The organism is Micrococcus sp. KRD128 (assembly GCF_017168395.1).
GTDB lineage: Bacteria > Actinomycetota > Actinomycetes > Actinomycetales > Micrococcaceae > Micrococcus > Micrococcus luteus.
This window is the reverse complement of record NZ_JABFAX010000013.1, coordinates 113190-130965: the sequence shown is the minus strand read 5'-3', so window position 1 is coordinate 130965 and position 17776 is coordinate 113190. Positions and strand designations below refer to the sequence as shown.

Annotated in this window: 17 protein-coding genes; 12 read left to right on the top strand and 5 right to left on the bottom strand. The window is 74.0% G+C overall.

What is annotated here, in order from left to right:
• The 3 genes from J1M44_RS06075 to J1M44_RS06065 form a co-directional block, all read left to right on the top strand.
• Positions 1 to 653 (top strand): ABC transporter ATP-binding protein (locus tag J1M44_RS06075; RefSeq protein ID WP_241252850.1); only part of this gene is annotated, 653 nt, incomplete at its 5' end.
• A gap of 16 nt (positions 654 to 669) precedes the next feature.
• Positions 670 to 1764 (top strand): permease, encoded by a 1095-nt coding sequence (locus tag J1M44_RS06070; protein ID WP_144824536.1) that lies wholly within the window; start codon positions 670 to 672, stop codon positions 1762 to 1764.
• 54 nt (positions 1765 to 1818) lie between these two features.
• Positions 1819 to 3336: a SulP family inorganic anion transporter gene (locus J1M44_RS06065; RefSeq protein WP_065572655.1), complete on the top strand. Its 1518-nt coding sequence runs from the start codon at positions 1819 to 1821 to the stop codon at positions 3334 to 3336.
• A gap of 10 nt (positions 3337 to 3346) precedes the next feature.
• Here J1M44_RS06065 and J1M44_RS06060 read toward each other — a convergent pair whose 3' ends face one another.
• Positions 3347 to 3760 (bottom strand): VOC family protein, encoded by a 414-nt coding sequence (locus J1M44_RS06060; RefSeq protein WP_002856773.1) that lies wholly within the window; start codon positions 3758 to 3760, stop codon positions 3347 to 3349.
• A 143-nt stretch (positions 3761 to 3903) separates the two neighbouring features.
• Between J1M44_RS06060 and J1M44_RS06055 the strand changes: the two genes are divergently transcribed.
• The 4 genes from J1M44_RS06055 (at position 3904) to J1M44_RS06040 (ending at position 7505) form a co-directional block, all read left to right on the top strand.
• Entirely contained in the window at positions 3904 to 4857 is a 954-nt protein-coding gene (locus J1M44_RS06055) for a CPBP family intramembrane glutamic endopeptidase (protein WP_206480755.1), read from the top strand.
• A gap of 1 nt (position 4858) precedes the next feature.
• The gene (locus tag J1M44_RS06050; RefSeq protein ID WP_144824539.1) at positions 4859 to 6271 is read left to right on the top strand and encodes an MATE family efflux transporter; all 1413 of its coding nucleotides are present in this window, start codon (positions 4859 to 4861) and stop codon (positions 6269 to 6271) included.
• A gap of 60 nt (positions 6272 to 6331) precedes the next feature.
• Positions 6332 to 6913 carry a hypothetical protein gene (locus tag J1M44_RS06045; protein WP_036334843.1) on the top strand — a complete coding sequence of 194 codons (582 nt, stop codon included), beginning with the start codon at positions 6332 to 6334 and terminating at the stop codon, positions 6911 to 6913.
• 190 nt (positions 6914 to 7103) lie between these two features.
• Positions 7104 to 7505, top strand: a complete 402-nt coding sequence (locus J1M44_RS06040) for a hypothetical protein (RefSeq protein WP_060775159.1) — start codon at positions 7104 to 7106, stop codon at positions 7503 to 7505.
• Between the two features lie 10 nt (positions 7506 to 7515).
• Here the strand turns inward: J1M44_RS06040 and J1M44_RS06035 are convergent, their stop codons facing one another.
• Entirely contained in the window at positions 7516 to 8502 is a 987-nt protein-coding gene (locus J1M44_RS06035; protein WP_065572653.1) for an L-lactate dehydrogenase, read from the bottom strand.
• 96 nt (positions 8503 to 8598) lie between these two features.
• Entirely contained in the window at positions 8599 to 9363 is a 765-nt protein-coding gene (locus tag J1M44_RS06030; RefSeq protein ID WP_206480754.1) for a CGNR zinc finger domain-containing protein, read from the bottom strand.
• A 167-nt stretch (positions 9364 to 9530) separates the two neighbouring features.
• Between J1M44_RS06030 and J1M44_RS06025 the strand changes: the two genes are divergently transcribed.
• Complete coding sequence (locus J1M44_RS06025; RefSeq protein ID WP_049158556.1) at positions 9531 to 11186, top strand: thiamine pyrophosphate-dependent enzyme; 1656 nt, start codon at positions 9531 to 9533, stop codon at positions 11184 to 11186.
• A 37-nt stretch (positions 11187 to 11223) separates the two neighbouring features.
• On the opposite strand, the gene J1M44_RS06020 is transcribed toward J1M44_RS06025, so the two are convergent.
• Positions 11224 to 11787 carry a GNAT family N-acetyltransferase gene (locus tag J1M44_RS06020; RefSeq protein ID WP_065572651.1) on the bottom strand — a complete coding sequence of 188 codons (564 nt, stop codon included), beginning with the start codon at positions 11785 to 11787 and terminating at the stop codon, positions 11224 to 11226.
• A 295-nt stretch (positions 11788 to 12082) separates the two neighbouring features.
• On the opposite strand from J1M44_RS06020, the gene J1M44_RS06015 reads away from it, so the two are divergent.
• The 4 genes from J1M44_RS06015 to adhP all read left to right on the top strand — a co-directional run bounded on the left by J1M44_RS06015 (position 12083) and on the right by adhP (position 16716).
• Positions 12083 to 12520, top strand: coding sequence for a DUF779 domain-containing protein (locus tag J1M44_RS06015; RefSeq protein WP_098470925.1), 438 nt, complete (start codon positions 12083 to 12085; stop codon positions 12518 to 12520).
• Complete coding sequence (locus J1M44_RS06010) at positions 12517 to 13986, top strand: helix-turn-helix domain-containing protein (RefSeq protein ID WP_098470924.1); 1470 nt, start codon at positions 12517 to 12519, stop codon at positions 13984 to 13986. The genes J1M44_RS06015 and J1M44_RS06010 overlap by 4 nt, the downstream gene beginning before the upstream one ends.
• A gap of 122 nt (positions 13987 to 14108) precedes the next feature.
• Complete coding sequence (exaC, locus tag J1M44_RS06005) at positions 14109 to 15632, top strand: acetaldehyde dehydrogenase ExaC (RefSeq protein WP_002856790.1); 1524 nt, start codon at positions 14109 to 14111, stop codon at positions 15630 to 15632.
• Positions 15633 to 15684: 52 nt separating this feature from the next.
• The gene (gene adhP / locus J1M44_RS06000; protein ID WP_098470923.1) at positions 15685 to 16716 is read left to right on the top strand and encodes an alcohol dehydrogenase AdhP; all 1032 of its coding nucleotides are present in this window, start codon (positions 15685 to 15687) and stop codon (positions 16714 to 16716) included.
• A gap of 154 nt (positions 16717 to 16870) precedes the next feature.
• On the opposite strand, the gene J1M44_RS05995 is transcribed toward adhP, so the two are convergent.
• Positions 16871 to 17776 (bottom strand): alpha/beta fold hydrolase, encoded by a 906-nt coding sequence (locus J1M44_RS05995; protein ID WP_206480753.1) that lies wholly within the window; start codon positions 17774 to 17776, stop codon positions 16871 to 16873.

Genomic DNA, 17776 nt, shown 5'->3' with positions numbered 1-17776 from the left:
CCCCCGTCGTCCCCGCCGCCCTCGCCGTCGAGGACCTGCGCTTCGCCTACACCCGCGCCGCCGAGGAGCTGTTCGACGGCCTCACCCACGTGTTCACGCCGGGCGCCGTCACCGCCCTCACCGGACCCTCCGGGCGCGGCAAGTCCACCCTCCTGTACGTGCTCGGGCTCATGCTCACGCCCACCTCCGGAGTGGTGCGCCTCGGCGACGTCGACGCCTCCACCCGCCCGGACCGGGAGCGCTCCCGCCTGCGCGCCACCTCCGTGGGATTCGTGTTCCAGGACTCGGAGCTGGACCCGTCCCGCCCCATCCTGGACTCCGTGGTGGAGCCCGGCCTCTACGCCGGGCTGGAGCGCCAGACGCTCGAGGACCGGGCACGGGCGCTGCTCGAGCGCTTCGGCCTCGCCCACCGCGCCGACCACCGGCCCGGGCAGGTCTCCGGCGGGCAGGCGCAGCGGGTGGCCGTGTGCCGCGCCCTCGTGAACGCGCCCGCCGTCGTCCTCGCGGACGAGCCCACGGGCAACCTCGACCCGGACAACGCCGGCCTCGTCATGGCCGCCCTCGCCGATGCCGCCGCCGAGGGGCGCACCGTGGTGGTCGCCACCCACGACCCCGCCGTCGTCGCCCGCGCCGACGAGGTGGTGCGGCTGTGAACCGGGAGGACCGCCCATGAACCTGCGCACCCTGCTGCGTGAAGCCGTCACCGCCGCACGCACCTCTCCCGTGCCCTCCGCCCTCGTGCTGCTCGTGGTGGCCGCCATGTGCTTCGCCGCCGTGGCCACCGTGGGCAGGCAGGCCGCCACCGAGGCGGCCGTCGCCGCAGAGCTCTCCGGCCCCGGCGCCCGCGTGCTCACCGTCACCGACACCGGCGGCACCGGTTTCCTCACCGGCGCCACCGCGGCCACCCTCGCCGGACTCGACACCGCCGAGGCCGCCCTCGCCCGGGACTCGCCCATGGACGCCGTGAACACCGGGATCGGCCGGGGCGGCGCCCGCGTGGCCGTGACGAACGTGGTCGGCACCCTGGACCGTGGCATCGAGCTGACCCGCGGCCGCCTGCCCGCCCCCGGCGAGGTGGTGGTCCCCGAGGCCAAGCTCGCCGAGCTCGGCCTCGCCCAGCCCTCCGGAGCGATCGAGGCCACGGACGGCCGCCAGTGGGCCGTCGTCGGGGCGTTCCAGGCCCAGGACCCCTTCCAGGACCTCGACGGCTACGCCCTCACCGTCCCCGCCGCCGCGGACGCCCTCGTGATGCAGCAGGTCCGCGTCCTCGCCGCCGACACCGCCGGCACCCGCGCCATGCAGGAGGCCGCGCTCGCCGTGATCGACCCCGACCCGCGCGCCTCCTCCATCCAGACCGCCCGTGCCCTCTCCGCCGGCAACCAGGTGATCACCGGCGAGCTCGCCGGGCTCGGACGCTCCCTGCTGCTGCTGATCCTCGGATCCGGCGCGTTCTTCGTGTCCATCGTGGTGCTCGCCGACGTCCTCATCCGCCGCCGCGACCTCGGCCGCCGCCGCACCCTCGGCATCGGCCGCGGAGACCTGATCCTGCTCGTGGCCGTGCGCACCGCCGTGCCTGCGCTGCTGGGCGCCGTGCTGGGCTCCGGAGCCGGGTACGCCGTCGTCGCCGGCCAGGGCGGGACGCTGGGGGTGGACTTCGTGGCGGCGGTGGCCGTGCTGGCCGCCCTCACCGCGCTGCTGGCCAGCCTCGCCCCGGCGGCGTTCGCCGCGTTCCGCGACCCCGTGCGGGTGATGCGGACCGCATGAGCCCGTCGGGTGGCCTCAACGCGCGCCCACCCCACGCGCCGCTACCCTCGACGCATGCCCTCCTCCGCCTCCGTGGCCGCGCCCGACCGCGCGCCCACGCCCCTGGAACGCCAGTCCGTGATGCGCACGCTCCGCACCCCGCGCTGGCTGCGCACCGAGGTCCTCGCGGGCCTCGTGGTGGCGCTGGCGCTCATCCCGGAGGCCATCGCGTTCTCGATCATCGCGGGCGTGGACCCGCGCGTCGGCCTGTTCGCCTCCTTCACCATGGCGGTGACCACGGCGATCGTGGGCGGCCGGCCCGCCATGATCTCCGCGGCCACGGGGGCGGTGGCGCTCGTCGTCGCACCGCTGTCCCACGCGCACGGGGTGGGGCACCTCCTGGCCGCGATCATCCTCGGCGGCGTCATCCAGATCCTGCTCGGCGTGTTCGGGGTGGCCCGGCTCATGCGGTTCGTCCCGCGCTCGGTGATGGTGGGGTTCGTCAACGCGCTGGCCATCCTCGTGTTCACCTCGCAGCTGCCCGAGCTGATCGGCGTCCCGTGGCTCGTGTACCCGCTCACGGCGTTGGCCCTGGCGATCGTGGTGCTGTTGCCGCGGCTCACCACCGCGGTGCCTGCGACGCTCGTGGCCGTCGTCGTGGTCACCGCCCTGGTGATGGCCGCCGGCCTGGCCGTGCCGCGCGTGGGGGACCGTGGCGCGCTGCCGGATGCGCTGCCCGTGCTCGGCCTGCCGGACGTCCCGCTGACGTGGGAGACCCTCCGGTTGATCCTGCCGTTCAGCATCGGCATGGCATTCGTGGGGCTGCTCGAGTCCCTGCTCACCGCGAAGCTGGTGGACGACATCACGGACACCCGCTCTGACAAGACGCGCGAATCCTGGGGACAGGGGGTCGCGAACGTGGTCTCCGGGCTGTTCGGCGGCATGGGCGGCTGCGCCGTGGTGGGGCAGACCATGATGAACGTCAAGGCGAACGGCGCCCGCACCCGGATCTCCACCTTCCTCGCGGGCGTGTTCCTGTTGGTCCTCGTGGTGGCCCTCGGGGGGTTCGTGGCGCAGATCCCCATGGCCGCGCTCGTGGGCGTGATGATGTTCGTGGCCGCCGCCACCTTCGACTGGCATTCGGTGCGCCCCGCCACCCTGCGCGCGATGCCGCGCTCGGAGACCGCCGTCATGGCCGTGACCGTCGCGGCCACGGTGCTCACCCACAACCTCGCGATCGGCGTGGGTGTGGGCGTGCTCGCCGCGCTGGTGCTCTTCGCCCAGCGCGTCTCGCGTCTGGTCACGGTGGTCCGCGAGGTCCACGACGACGGCGACGCCGTCACGTATCGCGTGCACGGCGCCCTGTTCTTCGCGTCCTCGAACGACCTCTACTCGCAGTTCGAGTACGCCCTCGATCCGCCGTGCGTCGTGATCGACATGGGTGCCGCGCACGTGTGGGACGCCTCCACTGTGGCCGCGCTCGACTCGGTGCTGACCAAGTACGCCCAGCACGGGATCCACGCCGAGGTGACGGGGCTGAACGAGGCCTCCGCAGCGATGCACGCGCGCCTCACCGGGCGGCTCGGCACCTGAGCCGGCGGGCTCAGGCGGTGACGAACTCCCACTGGTGGCCGTCCGGGTCGACGATCTCACGGGAGTGCATGCCGGAGTCGGCCATCTCCTCGCGCAGGTCCACGGGCAGGGGCACCTCGGCGGCGCCGAGCTCGACCGCCCGGTCCGCCAGGGCGTCCACCGCCGCCGCGTCGCCGACGCTCAGCGCCATGAGGGCGGAGTTGGTGGTGAGGCAGTCGGCGATCTCACGGTTGCCGATGAAGTCGGTGTAGTAGCCGGGGCTGAGGTACATCGCGTACGTCGACTCGGTGAGCTCGATGCACACCGAGTGCTCGTCCGAGTAGTCGTCCATCGCGGTGGCGCCCAGGGTCGTCCAGAACTCACGGATCCGCTCGGTGTCCGTCGTCGGGAGGTTGATGAACACCGGCTGGGAGAACAAGGCCATGGGGAGCACCGTAGACGAGGGGTTCGGCCCGCCGCCACCGCGCGCGTGTCGCGGGCGCGCGGGCGTGGCGTGGGCCACGGGGCCGCTTCCGACGGCGGCGCCCGCGGCCTGGCGCGTCCGCCCCCGTTGGTAGCGTGGCCGCCATGAGCGTTCCTCCCTCCGGCCCGCCGGCCGGTCCGCCCGCCGGCTGGCCGCCGTCAGGCCGGCCGTCCGACCGCCGCGCCGCCGTCGCCCCGAGCCTGGATGGACACCCCGGCGCCCCCGGTGGCGTCCCCGCCGGCTGGCCCGGCCACCGGCCCGCGGCCCGCACCGCGCCGGACTGGACCCCGGGCCGGTTCCACTGGGGCGACGCCGTCGTGGTGCTCGTGTACGTGGCGCTCATGGTGCTCGGGCTGGGGCTGTGGCTGGCAGTGTCGCTCGGCCTGGTCCCCGGTGACCTCGAGGCGTTCGACCTGGTCCGCGACGGGTTCACGGTGAACATCGTCAGCTACGCGATCCTCGTGGTCCTCGTGCTGGCCGTGGCCTGGCGACCCCTCGTGACGTCGCTGCGGGTGTTCCGCACGGGCACGTGGTGGAAGCTGTTGCTGCTGCCCGCCACGTGGCTGGCATGCATCGTCGTGAACGTGATCGTGCTGAGCCTCATCGGGGAGGCGCAGACCAGCGCCAACCAGGCCGCGCTCGAGGAGATGACCACGCAGGCCCCGCCCGTGCTCATGATCCTCATGACCGTGGTGGCCGCCCCGCTTGTGGAGGAGTACCTGTTCCGCCACCTGCTGATCGGCAAGCTCTCCCGCTGGATCAACGTGTGGGTGTGCGCCGTGGTCTCCGTGCTCGCGTTCACGCTCCTGCACTTCCTCGGCACCGGCGGCGACTTCCGGCTCGTGGAGACCATTCCGTACCTGACCCTCGCGGTGGCGATCACGGTGTCCTACATCCTGATGGGCCGCTCGTTCGGGTACGCGGTGCTGCTGCACATGGTGAACAACGGCATCGCCATCGCGATGCTCTACCTCGTGGCCCCCCTGCTGCCGGACACGCTGCCCGAGCCCACGGCCCCGACCACGGCGCTGGCCCCGCTGCTGGCCCTGCTGGGCTGAGATGGCGGGACCCTCCGGCTCGACGGCGGCGCCCGCCCCGCAGGACGCGCGCTCTCTCACGCGGCGCATCCTCGCGCTCGCGGTCCCCGCGTTCGGCGCGCTCATCGCGGAGCCGCTGTTCCTGCTGGCCGACACCGCGATCATCGGGCACCTGGGCACGGCCCAGCTGGCCGGCGTCGGGATCGGCACCACCATCCTGCACACGCTCACCGGCCTCATGATCTTCCTGGCCTACGCCACCACCCCGGCGGTGGCCCGGCTGATCGGGGCGGGGAACCCGGCCGCCGCGATGGACCGCGGCCGCGACGGCATCTGGCTGGGCCTGCTGCTCGGCGCGGTGCTGGCCGTCCTCGGCTGGCTCGCGGCCCCCGCGCTGACGGCGGCCCTCGGCGCGACGGGCGAGGTGCAGGCCCACGCCGTCGCCTACCTGCGCTGGTCCATGCCGGGGCTGCCGGCCCTGCTGGCCGTGCTCGCGGCCACCGGGGTGCTCCGCGGCCTCCAGGACACCGTGACGCCGCTCGTGGTGGCGGGTGTGGGCTTCGGCGCGAACATCGGGCTGAACGTGGCCCTGGTGTACGGGCTGGGCTGGGGCGTGGCCGGCTCGGCCGTCGGCACGTCCGTGGTGCAGTGGGCGATGCTCGTGACGTACCTGTTCGTGCTGGCCCCGCGCTTCCGCCGCTCGGGCACGGCGTGGGCGCCCCGCGCGTCGGGCATGCGGGCCACGGCCCAGGTGGGCTCGTGGCTGCTGCTGCGCACCGCGAGCCTGCGCGCGGCCATCCTCATCACCGTCATGGCCGCCGCCGGCGCGGGCGACCTCACCCTCGCCGCGCACCAGCTCGTCTTCACGCTGTTCTCCACGCTGGCGTTCGCCCTCGACGCCCTCGCGATCGCCGCGCAGGCCCTGATCGGCGCCGAGCTCGGGGCCGCCCGGCCCGACGCCGCCCGTCGCCTCACCCGGACGATGGTGCGCTGGGGGCTGGGCTTCGGCGTCGTGACCGGGGCCGTGCTGGCCCTGGCGGCACCGGTGCTGCCGGGGCTGTTCACCACGGACCCGACCGTGCAGGCCGCCGCCACCGTGGGCCTGTGGGTGCTGGCCGTCGGGCAGCCGGTGGCCGGGTACGTGTTCGTGCTGGACGGCGTGCTGATCGGCGCCGGCGACGCCCGCTATCTCGCCCTCGCCGGCCTCGTGAACCTCGTGGTCTACGCGCCGGCGCTCTGGGCGCTCGCGCAGCTCGCCACGGGCGGGCTCGGCTGGACCGCGGCCTGGCCCGGACCGAATGCCGCCGTGCCCGACGCCGGTGTGCAGCTGGGCCTGCTCTGGCTCGGGTTCGCAGGGGTCTACATGGGGATGCGGGCCCTCACCCTCGGCTGGCGGGCCCGGCGCGACGACTGGATGCGGCTCGGCGTCGTGTGAGCGCGTCCGGGCGGTGACGCGCGGGCCGGGCCGCGGCCGCACGGCTCCTAGACTGGGGCGGTGGCTACCGTGCAGACCCCCCTCGAGATCTCGTCCGTGGTGTTCAAGCCGATCCTGATCCGCGCCGTGGTGGCGCTGGCGTTCGGCCTGACCACCGTGTTCGTCGCCGAGCCGGGCCTGACGTGGATGAAGGTCATGTTCGCGCTGTATCTGGCATTCTCCGGCTCGGCGATGTGGGAGTACCTGCGCCGCGACCCGGTGCCCGTGGCCATGCGCTCCCCGCTGTCCCTGGCGGCGGCCGCGTGGATGCTCGGCGTGATCGTGCTGCTGTTCCTGGGGTCCCCGGCCGCGGTGGGCGTGGCGGCCGGCGCCGCCCTCGTGCTCGGCGGCGTCGCCGAGCTCGTGGCGTGGGCCCGCCACCGCCGCGCGTTCATCCCCGCGCGGGACCAGCTGTGGACCGGTCTCGTGGGCCTGCTCTCCGGGGGTGGCGTGGTCGTGGCCGCCCTGCAGGGCTTCGGCCCGCACGCCCTGCTCGGCATCGCCGGCGGCGGGGCGATCCTGATCGGGGTGCTCCTGATGGTCTCCGGGCTCGGCTTCCACCACGAGGTGCGCCGCGACCGCGGCACGGCCAGGGGCCTCTGAACCGGGCCGACGTCGCCGTCCTGACCCGCGGGGCGGACGTTCGCCGGGGGAGGACCTCGGGGCCCCGAGGGGCCACCCGCCGGCCGGACGCGTAGACTGGCTCCGGTCCGCCGCGCCCCGAGGGCCTCAGCCCCGGGCGCCTGCGCGGGCCGTGCCGCCCCAGCCGCCCCCAGCCGTCAGGAGTCCCGCCGTGAGCGCACCGTCCCCCCGCCCGTCCGCCGATCGCGCCGGATCCGGCCGCCCGGCACGCGGCGGTCTGCGCACCACGGTCAAGGGCCCGCTGGTCTTCTCCGCCGTGCTCGGCGTGATCGGTGGGGTGATCGCCGGCATCACGGCCTCCGGCGGCACGCAGAATCCGCTGCGCATCGACATCGCGCTGATCGCCTTCGGCGTCTTCTTCATGACCTCGCTCGTGGTGGTGGCCATGCTGCAGCTCGCCGCCCGCGAGAACCCGGACCACCTCTCCCAGGGCTCCGGCGTGAACCGCTCCTCCGAGGAGATGTTCCGCAAGGCCGCCGCCGAGCGCCGCGCCCAAGCCGCCGCCGAGCGCCGCGCGCAGGGCGGCACCGGCGGGGACGCGCCCCGCGCCTGAGGCCGGCGCCTCAGAACCCGAGGCTGCGCGCCTCCTGACGCAGCGCGTCCGCCGAGGCGTGCAGCGCCCGCATCTCCGCCGCGTCCAGTTCCGGCTGGATCACGCGCGTGACGCCGTCGCGCCCCACCACGGACGGCATGGACAGCGCGACCCCCGAGAGCCCGTGGACGCCGTCGAGCACGGTGGAGACCGGCAGGATGGCATGCTGGTCGCGCAGGATCGCCTCGAGCAGGCGGGTCGTGGCCACGCCGACCGCGTACGTGGTGGCGCCCTTGCCCTGGATCACCTCGTAGGCCGCGTTGACCACGGTGTCCGCCACCTCGTCCAGGTTGGCGCGGGTGAACAGCGGGTCGGCCGGCGTCGGCCACTCGAGGAGGGGCGTCGGTCCGATGCGCGCCGAGCTCCACGCGGGGAACTCCGTGTCCCCGTGCTCGCCGAGGATAGCCGCGTGCACCGACGACGCGTGGACGTGCGCGCGCGACGCCAGCAGCCACCGCAGGCGGGACGTGTCCAGGAGGGTGCCCGAGCCGATCACCCGGCCGGCCGGCAGACCGGTGAGGCGCTGGGCCACCAGCGTGAGGACGTCCACGGGATTGGTGACGAGCACGATCAGCGCCTCCGGCGCGTGCGCCTGCACCTGGGGCAGCAGGCCGCGCAGGATCTCCACGTTGTGCGCGCCGAGGTCGAGGCGGGTCTGCCCCGGCTTCTGCTTGGCGCCGGCCGTGATCACCACGACCTCGCAGCCGGCCAGGACGTCCGGGCCCGCGCCACCGGTCATCGCGGACGCAGAGGTGAACGGGGTGCCGTGGGCCAGGTCGAGGACCTCGGCGCGAACCTTGGGCTCGTCGATGTCGTAGAGGGCGACCTCGCGGGCGACGCCGCGGATCAGCGCCGCGTAGCAGATCGCGGTGCCGACTCCGCCGGCCCCCACGACGCCGACCTTGCGGTGGGCAAGTCCGAGGGACGCGGGGGTGTGGGCGGGGGTGTGCTCGCTCATGCCTCGCAGGCTAGGGGTGCCCGGCCGACCGACGGAACCAGGGGCCGCCCCGTCCCCGGATGTTCAGCGGCGGGTCACCTGGCGGGTGGGGCCGGGTCAGTCCTTCTTCTTGTCCGACTTCTTCTTGCCGGACTTCTTCTCCGCCTTCTTGCGGGCCTTCTTCTCCGCCTTCCGGCGCTGCTTCTTCTCCTTCTCGGTCTCCTGGCGGGGCTCGTCGGCGGGGGCCGCCTCGTCCGCAACGGCCTCCGGCGCCTCCGCCTCCTCCGGCCCGGCCGGATCCGTCGCGGGTGCGGCCTCCGCCGCCTCGGCCAAGCGTGCCCGGTAGGAGCGCACGTGGGTGCGGTTGGCGCAGTTGGCCTCGTCGCAGAACCGCTTGGACCGGTTCCGGCTGGCGTCCACGAGCGCGTTCTCGCAGTCCTCGCCCTCGCACACGCGCAGGCGGGCCAGCTCGCCGTCCATCGCGGTCTCCGCCAGCGCGAGGGCGGCCATCGCGGCCAGCCGCTCCACCGCGTCGGCGGGGACCTGTGCCGGGGCCAGCCCGACGACGTCGCCCCCGGCCGTCAGCCGCAGCGGGCCGGCCGTGGCGAGGAGGGCGTTCACGCGCTCCACGGCGGCCGCCTCGTCCCCGGCGGCGAGGGCCCAGACCTCGGCCAGACGGCCGCGGAGCTCGCGGCCGCGCACGGCCGCGGCGGCGGCCAGGCGGAGGCGGACCTCGTCCTCCTGGAGCTCAGGGACGAGGGAGGGCAGCTGCGTGGCGGCGGTGAACCGCTCGTCGGCCGGCTGACCGCCCCGCAGGCCGGGGGCGGTGTTCAGGAACGCGGCGAGGGAGGCGAGGCGGGAGAGCGTCGGCGCGGAGAGCATGGGGAAAGCGTACGGCGGGCCTGCCCCCGCGTCACCGGCTTCATGCCGCGTATCGGGTCGCCTCCGGCGCCGACCCGTCCAGTACCCTGACCCCCACGGACCCCGTCTGCGCGGCGGGGTGCACCCACGGGGCCGGAGGGGCCCCCGAACCAGCACAGGAGACCTCCATGTCCCAGACCTCCCAGGCGACCGGTCGCCTCTCCGCCGGGCACGTCATCGTCAAGACCCTCGAGTCCCACGGCGTGAAGCGCGTCTACTCCGTGCCGGGGGAGTCCTACCTGGACGTCCTGGACGGCCTGCACGACTCGGGCATCGAGAACGTGGTGTGCCGCCACGAGGGCGGCGCCACGTACATGGCCGAGGCCGACGGCAAGATGAACGAGGTCCCCGGCGTCGCCATGGTGACGCGCGGCCCGGGCGCCGCGAACGCCCACGTCGGCCTGCACACCGCGTGGCAGGACTCGACGGCGCTCGTGCTGTTCGTCGGCCTGATCCCGTTCGAACACCGCGACCGCGAGGCCTTCCAGGAGTTCGACCCGCACGCCTGGTTCGGCACCGGTGCGAAGCGCGTGATGGTCCTGGACCACCCGGAGCGCGCCTCCGAGATCGTGGCCGAGGCCATGTTCGCCGCGAGCTCGGGCCGGCCCGGGCCCGTCGTCGTCGGCCTGCCGGAGGACGTGATCCGCCAGGAGATCGACGCGCACCTGCACCCGCAGATCCCCGTGGCCCCGGGCGGCATGACCGTGGAGGACTGGAAGTCCCTGCACGCCGCGCTCAAGGAGTCCCGCAAGCCGCTGTTCATCACCGGTGGCAACGACTGGACGGACGAGGGTGCGCAGGCCCTGACGACGTGGCTGGAGGAGCACAAGATCCCCGCCGCCGCCGAGTGGCGCACCGAGGGCACCGTGCCGTTCTCCTCGCCGTCCTACGTGGGCCCGATCGGCTACGGCCGCCCGAAGCCGACCTACGACATGCTCGAGGAGACCGACCTCATCGTGTTCGTCGGCACCGTGCCGGGCGACGTCGTGACCAACGGCTTCACCATCCGCCAGAACTGGGACAAGAAGAACTTCCTGGTCACCATCGACCCGTCCCTGCGCGGCCGTTCCGGCCCCGTCTCCCACCAGATCGTGGCCAAGCCGGACGTGTTCATCCGCGACCTCGTCCGCATGGAGCTCGAGGTCAAGCCGGAGTGGGAGGAGTGGACCTCCCGCATGCGCGGCGAGCAGGAGAAGTTCGCGGCCCTGCCCCCGGCCGAGCCGTCCGAGGGCCAGGCGAAGATGGCCACGCTCATGGCCAACCTGGTGCCGAAGCTGCCGAAGGACTCGATGATCTCCCTCGGCGCGGGCGAGCACACCAACTGGGCGCACCGCTACTTCCCGACCGAGGGCTACCGCGCCATGATCTCGGCCCGCAACGGCTCCATGGGCTACTCGGTGCCGGGCGCCGTGGCCGCGTCCCTGAACTTCCCGGACCGCACCGTGGTGACCATCGCCGGCGACGGCGAGTTCCTCATGAACGGCCAGGAGCTGGCGACCGCCGCGCAGTACGGCGCCACGCCCCTCGTGATCGTCATGGACAACCAGGAGTACGGCACCATCCGCACCCATCAGGAGCGCCAGTACCCCGAGCGCGTCTCCGGCACCCAGCTGAAGAACCCCGACTTCGCCGCCATGGCCGAGGCGTTCGGCGGCTTCGGCGTGCGCGTGGAGCGGGACGCGGACGTGCCGGCGGCCGTGGACGCGGCGCTCAAGGCCGTCCAGGAGGAGGGCCGGTTCGCGCTCATCCACCTGATCGTGGAGCAGCGCGTCAAGGCCTACTGAGGCCGGCGGTGCGGCCCGGTCCGCGCCGTCCCCTCGGTCAGGCCGCCGTCGTGGGGACGTCGAAGCGCAGCTTAGGTTCGGGGAAGGGTGCACCGTCGAGGTCCGCCTCGACCCGGTCCCGCAGCACGCCGCCGCACGCGCGGATCGTGGCCACGGAGGCCGTGTTCGTCTCGTCGCACGTGAGCAGGGCGGTGGACACCCCGCGCGCGGCCAGCAGCGTCAGGGCGCCGCGCAGCAGGCGCACGGCGTGCCCCCGCCGTCGGAACGCGGGGCGCACCGCGTAGCCCACGTGCCCGTTGACGTGCCGCAGCGCCTCGTTCAGCTCCCACCGCACGGACACCCGGCCCACCAGCTCACCCGCCTCGTCCACGCCCACGTAGAAGGACGCGGGCACCCGGCCGGGTTCGACGTCGCCGCGCGCCTCGGCGGCGAACGCGCGGCGGATCGCGGGGAAGGAGCGGGTGGCCCCGCCGAGGAGGAAGTCGAATCCCTCGCGGTGCAGCTCGGCGTCCGCCTCGCGCGCCGCGATCTCGTCCGCGGCGCGCAGCGGGCGCAGCAGGAGGCCGTCCACGGTGACGGTGGGGCTGGGGTCCGGGAGCATGTGCCGAGTGTACGAGGGTGGACGCCGGGCGCGGCCGCGTGAGCCGCCCGCCGCCCCAGCCCTCCTCCCCTCCCCACCCCCGCGGCGCGAGCCAGACATTTCGGTCGTGATCAGCCCCTGATTGCAGCCGAAACGTCGGGCTCGCGGCGACGTACTCGCCCCTGCGCGCGACCCCGCCCACGGCACAGCTCTCGGTGCACCCTCCGGTCCGACTCCGTCGCCAGCTGGGGTGACGTGGGTCACGTTGGAGGCTAGGGTGGGGGGACCGACGATCGCCCATCCCCAGGAGGTCGCGATGACCGTGCCGTCCTCGTCGGCGGGTCACGCGCCCGCGCTCGAGGCTCGCCCCGAGATGCCGGGCGAGACCGTGTCCCGCGTCGCCATGACGCCCGCGGCGCTCGAGCTGATCCGCCGTCTCCTCCCGATCCATGGCCCGCTCATGTTCCACCAGTCCGGCGGCTGCTGCGACGGCTCCGCGCCCATGTGCTATCCCGCCGGCGACTTCACGACCGGCGCCGCCGACGTCCTGCTGGGCACCTTCGCGCTGCCGGCCGAGGGGGACCAGGCCGCCGGGGAGATCCCGTTCTGGATGTCCGCCGCCCAGTTCGAGTACTGGAAGCACACCCACCTCACCCTGGATGTGGTGGACGGGCGCGGCTCCGGCTTCTCCGTCGAGGCGCCCGAGGGCAAGCGGTTCCTGATCCATTCGCGGTTGATGGCCGGCTCGGGATGAGCTCGACCCTCGCCACCGGCGCCTACCGACGCGCCGTGGACCGGGCCCACGAGTCCCTCGACTCGGTCCGCCTGTCGCTCGCGCCGTCGTCGTCCACCGCTCCGACCGGCGCGGACCAGGGCCTGCGCGCCGCCCTCCAGGGGCTGCGGCGGGAGGTCCGCGAGTCCTGGCTGCGCTCCCTCGGCGCCCTCACCCCCGCGGGGTCGGCCCTCGACGCCGGGGCGGCCGCGACGGCGCCCGCGGTGCCCGGCCAGACCGACCCGGCCACCCTCGCCGACGACGACCTCGCCGCCGCCCGCCGCGAGCAGCGTCTCGCCGTGGCCCTGCCGGTGGTCCGCCGCATGCTCATCCACCCCGCGGCCGAGGCCGGGATGCTCGCCGCGATCGGCAACGCGCGCGGCCACCTGCTGTGGGTCGAGGGCGACCGGACCGCGGTGCGCCACGCCGAGACCATGGGCTTCGTCGCCGGCGCCGACTGGTCCGAGGCGTCCATGGGCACCTCCGCCCCCGGCATCGTCCTCGCGACCGGCGCCCCCACGCAGGTCAGCCGCGGCGAGCACCTGAGCCCGCGCGTGCACCCGTGGAGCTGTTCGGCCGTCCCGCTCACGGACCCGACCACCGGGCGGCTCGTCGGGGTCCTGGACCTCACGGGCGGCGAGGACGCCGTCAGCCACCTCGCCCTGCCGCTGCTCCAGGCCACCGTGGACGCCGTGCACGCCGCCTGGCGGGGCCTGCCCGCCCCGTCCCGGGGCCGTCCCCGCGGCCCCGTCCCGACGCCGGGCCCCTCGGCCCCGCCGTCCGCCTCGCCGGAGCCGAGCCCCGCCGCCGCGCCGCACCGCCACGACGCCGCCGCGGGCCTGCTGCGCGTCACCGGCCACCTGCCGCCCACGCTGGACGGGGTCGAGCTCACCGGCCGGCACGCCGAGATCCTCACCCTCCTCGCGTGGCACGGCCCGGGCCTGACCGGCGCCGAGCTCGAGGTCGCGCTGTATCCGGAGGAGACCGCCGGGCACCGACCCGCGCCGGGCGACGCCCCCGCCCGCGCCATCTCGCTGCGCGCCGAGGTGCATCGGCTCCGCCGGGCGCTGCAGGACGTGGGGGCGCCGGTGGCGCTGCTGTCCCGGCCGTACCGGCTCGTGGGGGAGGCGCACGCGGACCTGCTGTGCGCGCGGGAGGCGCTGCGCGCCGGGGATCTGGACCGTGCGCTGCACGCGGCGGCCGGGCCGGTGCTGCCGCGGTCGGTGTCCCCCGGTGTCGCCTCGATCCGGGCGGAGCTGGGGGAGGCGCTGCGCGAGGCCGTCGCCCAGGACGCGGATGTCGAACAGCTCTGGGCCTACCTGGGCCGCCCTGAGGCCCGCGACGACGTCGAGCTCTGGGGCGCCGCCCTGCGTCTGCTGCCGACGGACTCGCCGCGGCGTGCGCTCGCCGTGGCCACGCTCGAGCGGATCGAGCGGGACCTGGCCTGACCCGGCCCGCCCCTCACCCGCGCCCGGCTGCAACCTTCGTGCAACCTCATTGTGACTAGGGTCACAGCCACGGCAGGGCGCCACCCGGCGCCGAGGCAACCGCAGGCAAAGGAGCCAGCACCATGACCGTCTACGCATTCCCGGGCACCGAGGGAGCCAAGGTCGAGTTCAAGTCCCGCTACGAGCACTTCATCGGCGGAGAGTGGACACCCCCGGTCAAGGGTCAGTACTTCGAGAACGTCACGCCCGTGACGGGCAAGGTGTTCTGCGAGGTCGCCCGTGGCACGGCCGAGGACATCGACGCCGCCCTCGACGCCGCCTGGAAGGCCGCCCCGGCCTGGGGCGCCACCTCGGCGGCCGAGCGGGCGCTCGTGCTGCACCGCATCGCGGACCGCATGGAGGAGAACCTCGAGATGCTGGCGGTCGCGGAGACCTGGGACAACGGCAAGGCCGTGCGGGAGACCCTCAACGCAGACCTCCCGCTGGCCATCGACCACTTCCGGTACTTCGCGGGCGCGATCCGCGCGCAGGAGGGCGGCCTGTCCCAGGTGGACGAGGACACCGTCGCCTACCACTTCCACGAGCCGCTCGGGGTGGTCGGCCAGATCATCCCGTGGAACTTCCCGCTGCTGATGGGGGTGTGGAAGCTGGCGCCCGCGCTGGCTGCGGGCAACGCCGTCGTGATCAAGCCCGCCGAGCAGACCCCGGCCTCGATCATGGTGTTCATCGAGCTGATCGCGGACCTGTTGCCGGCCGGCGTCGTCAACGTGGTCAACGGCTTCGGCCTCGAGGCCGGCAAGCCGCTCGCGCAGTCGCCGCGCATCCGCAAGATCGCGTTCACGGGCGAGACGACGACGGGCCGGCTGATCATGCAGTACGCCTCGGAGAACATCATCCCGGTGACCCTGGAGCTGGGCGGCAAGTCGCCCAACGTCTTCTTCGAGGACGTCATGGCGAACGACGACGCCTACTGGGACAAGGCACAGGAGGGCTTCACCCTGTTCGCGCTGAACCAGGGTGAGGTCTGCACGTGCCCGTCGCGTGCGCTCGTGCAGGAGTCGATCGCGGAGAAGTTCCTCGACGCCGTCGTGGAGCGGACCTCGCGCATCGTGACCGGCAACCCGCTGGACACGGACGTGATGATGGGCGCCCAGGCCTCCAACGACCAGCTCGAGAAGATCACCTCCTACCTGGACATCGGCCGTCAGGAGGGCGCCGAGGTGCTGATCGGCGGCGCCCGCGCCGAGATGGAGGGCGAGCTGGCCGGCGGCTACTACGTGCAGCCCACGATCTTCCGCGGGGACAACTCGATGCGCATCTTCCAGGAGGAGATCTTCGGGCCGGTGGTCTCGACGACCACGTTCACCGACTTCGACGACGCCATGCGGATCGCCAACGACACGCTCTACGGGCTCGGCGCCGGCGTGTGGTCCCGGAACGGCAACATCGCCTACCGCGCGGGCCGGGCGATCCAGGCCGGCCGCGTGTGGGTGAACAACTACCACGCCTACCCGGCCCACGCCGCGTTCGGCGGGTACAAGTCCTCCGGCATCGGCCGTGAGAACCACCTGATGATGCTCGACCACTACCAGCAGACCAAGAACCTGCTCGTCTCCTACTCCGAGGACAAGCTCGGGTTCTTCTGAGCCGACGCCGGCACTGCACGCCCCCTCCCCACTCCACGAAAGGTGATCCCCCATGACCACGATGAAGGCAGCCGTCGTCACCCAGTTCGGCACAGAGGCCGACGTCCAGGAAGTCGAGCGTCCGACGCCCGGCCAGCACCAAGCGCTCGTGAAGCTCATCTCCTCGGGCGTCTGTCACACCGACCTGCACGCGATGGAGGGCGACTGGCCGGTGAAGCCGACCCCGCCGTTCATCCCGGGCCACGAGGGTGTGGGCATCGTCGAGGAGGTCGGACCCGACGTCGAGAACCTCAAGGTCGGGGACATGGTCGGCAACGCGTGGCTGTGGGGCGCGTGCGGCCACTGCCAGTACTGCCGTACCGGGTGGGAGACCCTGTGCGAGGAGCAGATCAACGGCGGCTACTCCATGAACGGATCCTTCGGTGAGTACATGCTCGTGGACGCCCGCTACGCCCCCGTGATCCCCGAGGGCGCAGACCCGATGGAGGTCGGCCCGATCCTGTGCGCCGGCGTCACGGTGTACAAGGGGCTGAAGCAGACCGAGGTGCGTCCCGGGCAGTGGGTCGTGATCTCCGGCATCGGCGGCCTGGGGCACATCGCGGTGCAGTACGCCGTGGCGATGGGCATGCGCGTGGTGGCCGTGGACGTCGCGGACGACAAGCTGGCGCTCGCCTCCCGGCACGGCGCGGAGCTGACCGTGAACGCGAACGTCGCGGACCCCTCCGTGGAGATCCAGGAGAAGATCGGCGGGGCCCACGGCGTGCTCGTCACGGCCGTGCACCCGCAGGCGTTCGGCCAGGCCATCGCGATGACCCGCCGCGGCGGCACCATCGTGTTCAACGGCCTGCCCCCGGGCGACTTCCCCGCGCCGATCTTCGACATCGTCCTCAAGGGCCTGACCATCCGCGGCTCGATCGTGGGCACCCGGCAGGACATGGTCGAGGCACTCGAGTTCTACGCGGCCGGGAAGATCCACCCGACGTTCCACACCCGTCCGCTCACCGAGATCAACGACGTGTTCGACGAGATGCGCCACGGCAAGATCGAGGGCCGCGTCGTGATCGACTACGCGATGCAGGACTGACGTGTCGCCTGGGCGTCGGCTGGGCGCGGGGTAGTATCGACACATCACGCGCACCAGTGCGACGGCGGTCGTCCCACCCGGAGATCCGGGCCGGGGCGGCCGCCGTCGTCGTCGCGGGGACGGGGCGGGCCGCAGCGCGCCCGACGCCCGAGCCTCAGCGGGCCGCGTCCGGGGCGACCCCGTCGCGCAGCCACTCCAGCGTGGCCGGCCAGAAGGTCGGCGCGAACCGCGCGTGGAACAGGCCGAAGTGCCCGATCTCCGCGACACCGAGCTCCTCCGGCCGCACCCGCCAGCGCACCGTCCGCCGACCCGGCGAGTAGGCGTCCACGCGGTCGAGGGCGGCGTCGGTGCCGAAGTCGTCGTCGACAGGCGCCACGATCAGCGCGTCCGCCGTGAACGCGGCCAGACGACGGCGCAGCTCGTCCCGGCCGGCGGCGGTGCGGGCGCTCGCGGTGAAGTCGCGGCGACTGCGCGCCCAGTCCAGGGCGACCCCGCGCGGAAGGTCCTCGAGCCAGCCGAGCCGCCGCCCCGGGAAGTGACCGCGGGCCAGCGTGATCGCCGGCATCACCGCGTGCCAGCGCGCCCACATCCGCGCCCTCCCCGGCCGCGCCCGGTAGTCCCGCCAGTGGGCGTGCTGCCCGCCCACGGCGACGTGCCGGGCCACGTGACGCGCCTCGTCCGCGAGCCCGATGCCGAACCCGCCGTAGCTGTGGCCCACCGTCAGGAGGGGGCCGGGCAGGTGCGTCCGGGCCCAGCCGAGCACGGCGTCCGCGTCGAGGGCGCCCCAGTCCGCCCACCGCGCCCGCCGGGCCACGGCGAACGGCTCGCGGGACTCCCCGACACCCCGGTAGTCGAACGTGACCGTGTGGAACCCGTGGCCGGCGAGGAACTCGGCGTAGCGCCGGTAGTACGTGGCCGTCACCCCGGTCGCCGAGGCGATCACCACCGCGCCGGCGGGCCGGGCCGGGGGCGTCGTCGTCGTGGGGACGAAGTGGTGGGCCGCGAGCTCGAAGCCGTCGCGGGCGCGGAGGCGCACGGGGGTGGAGGTGGTCTGCGTCAC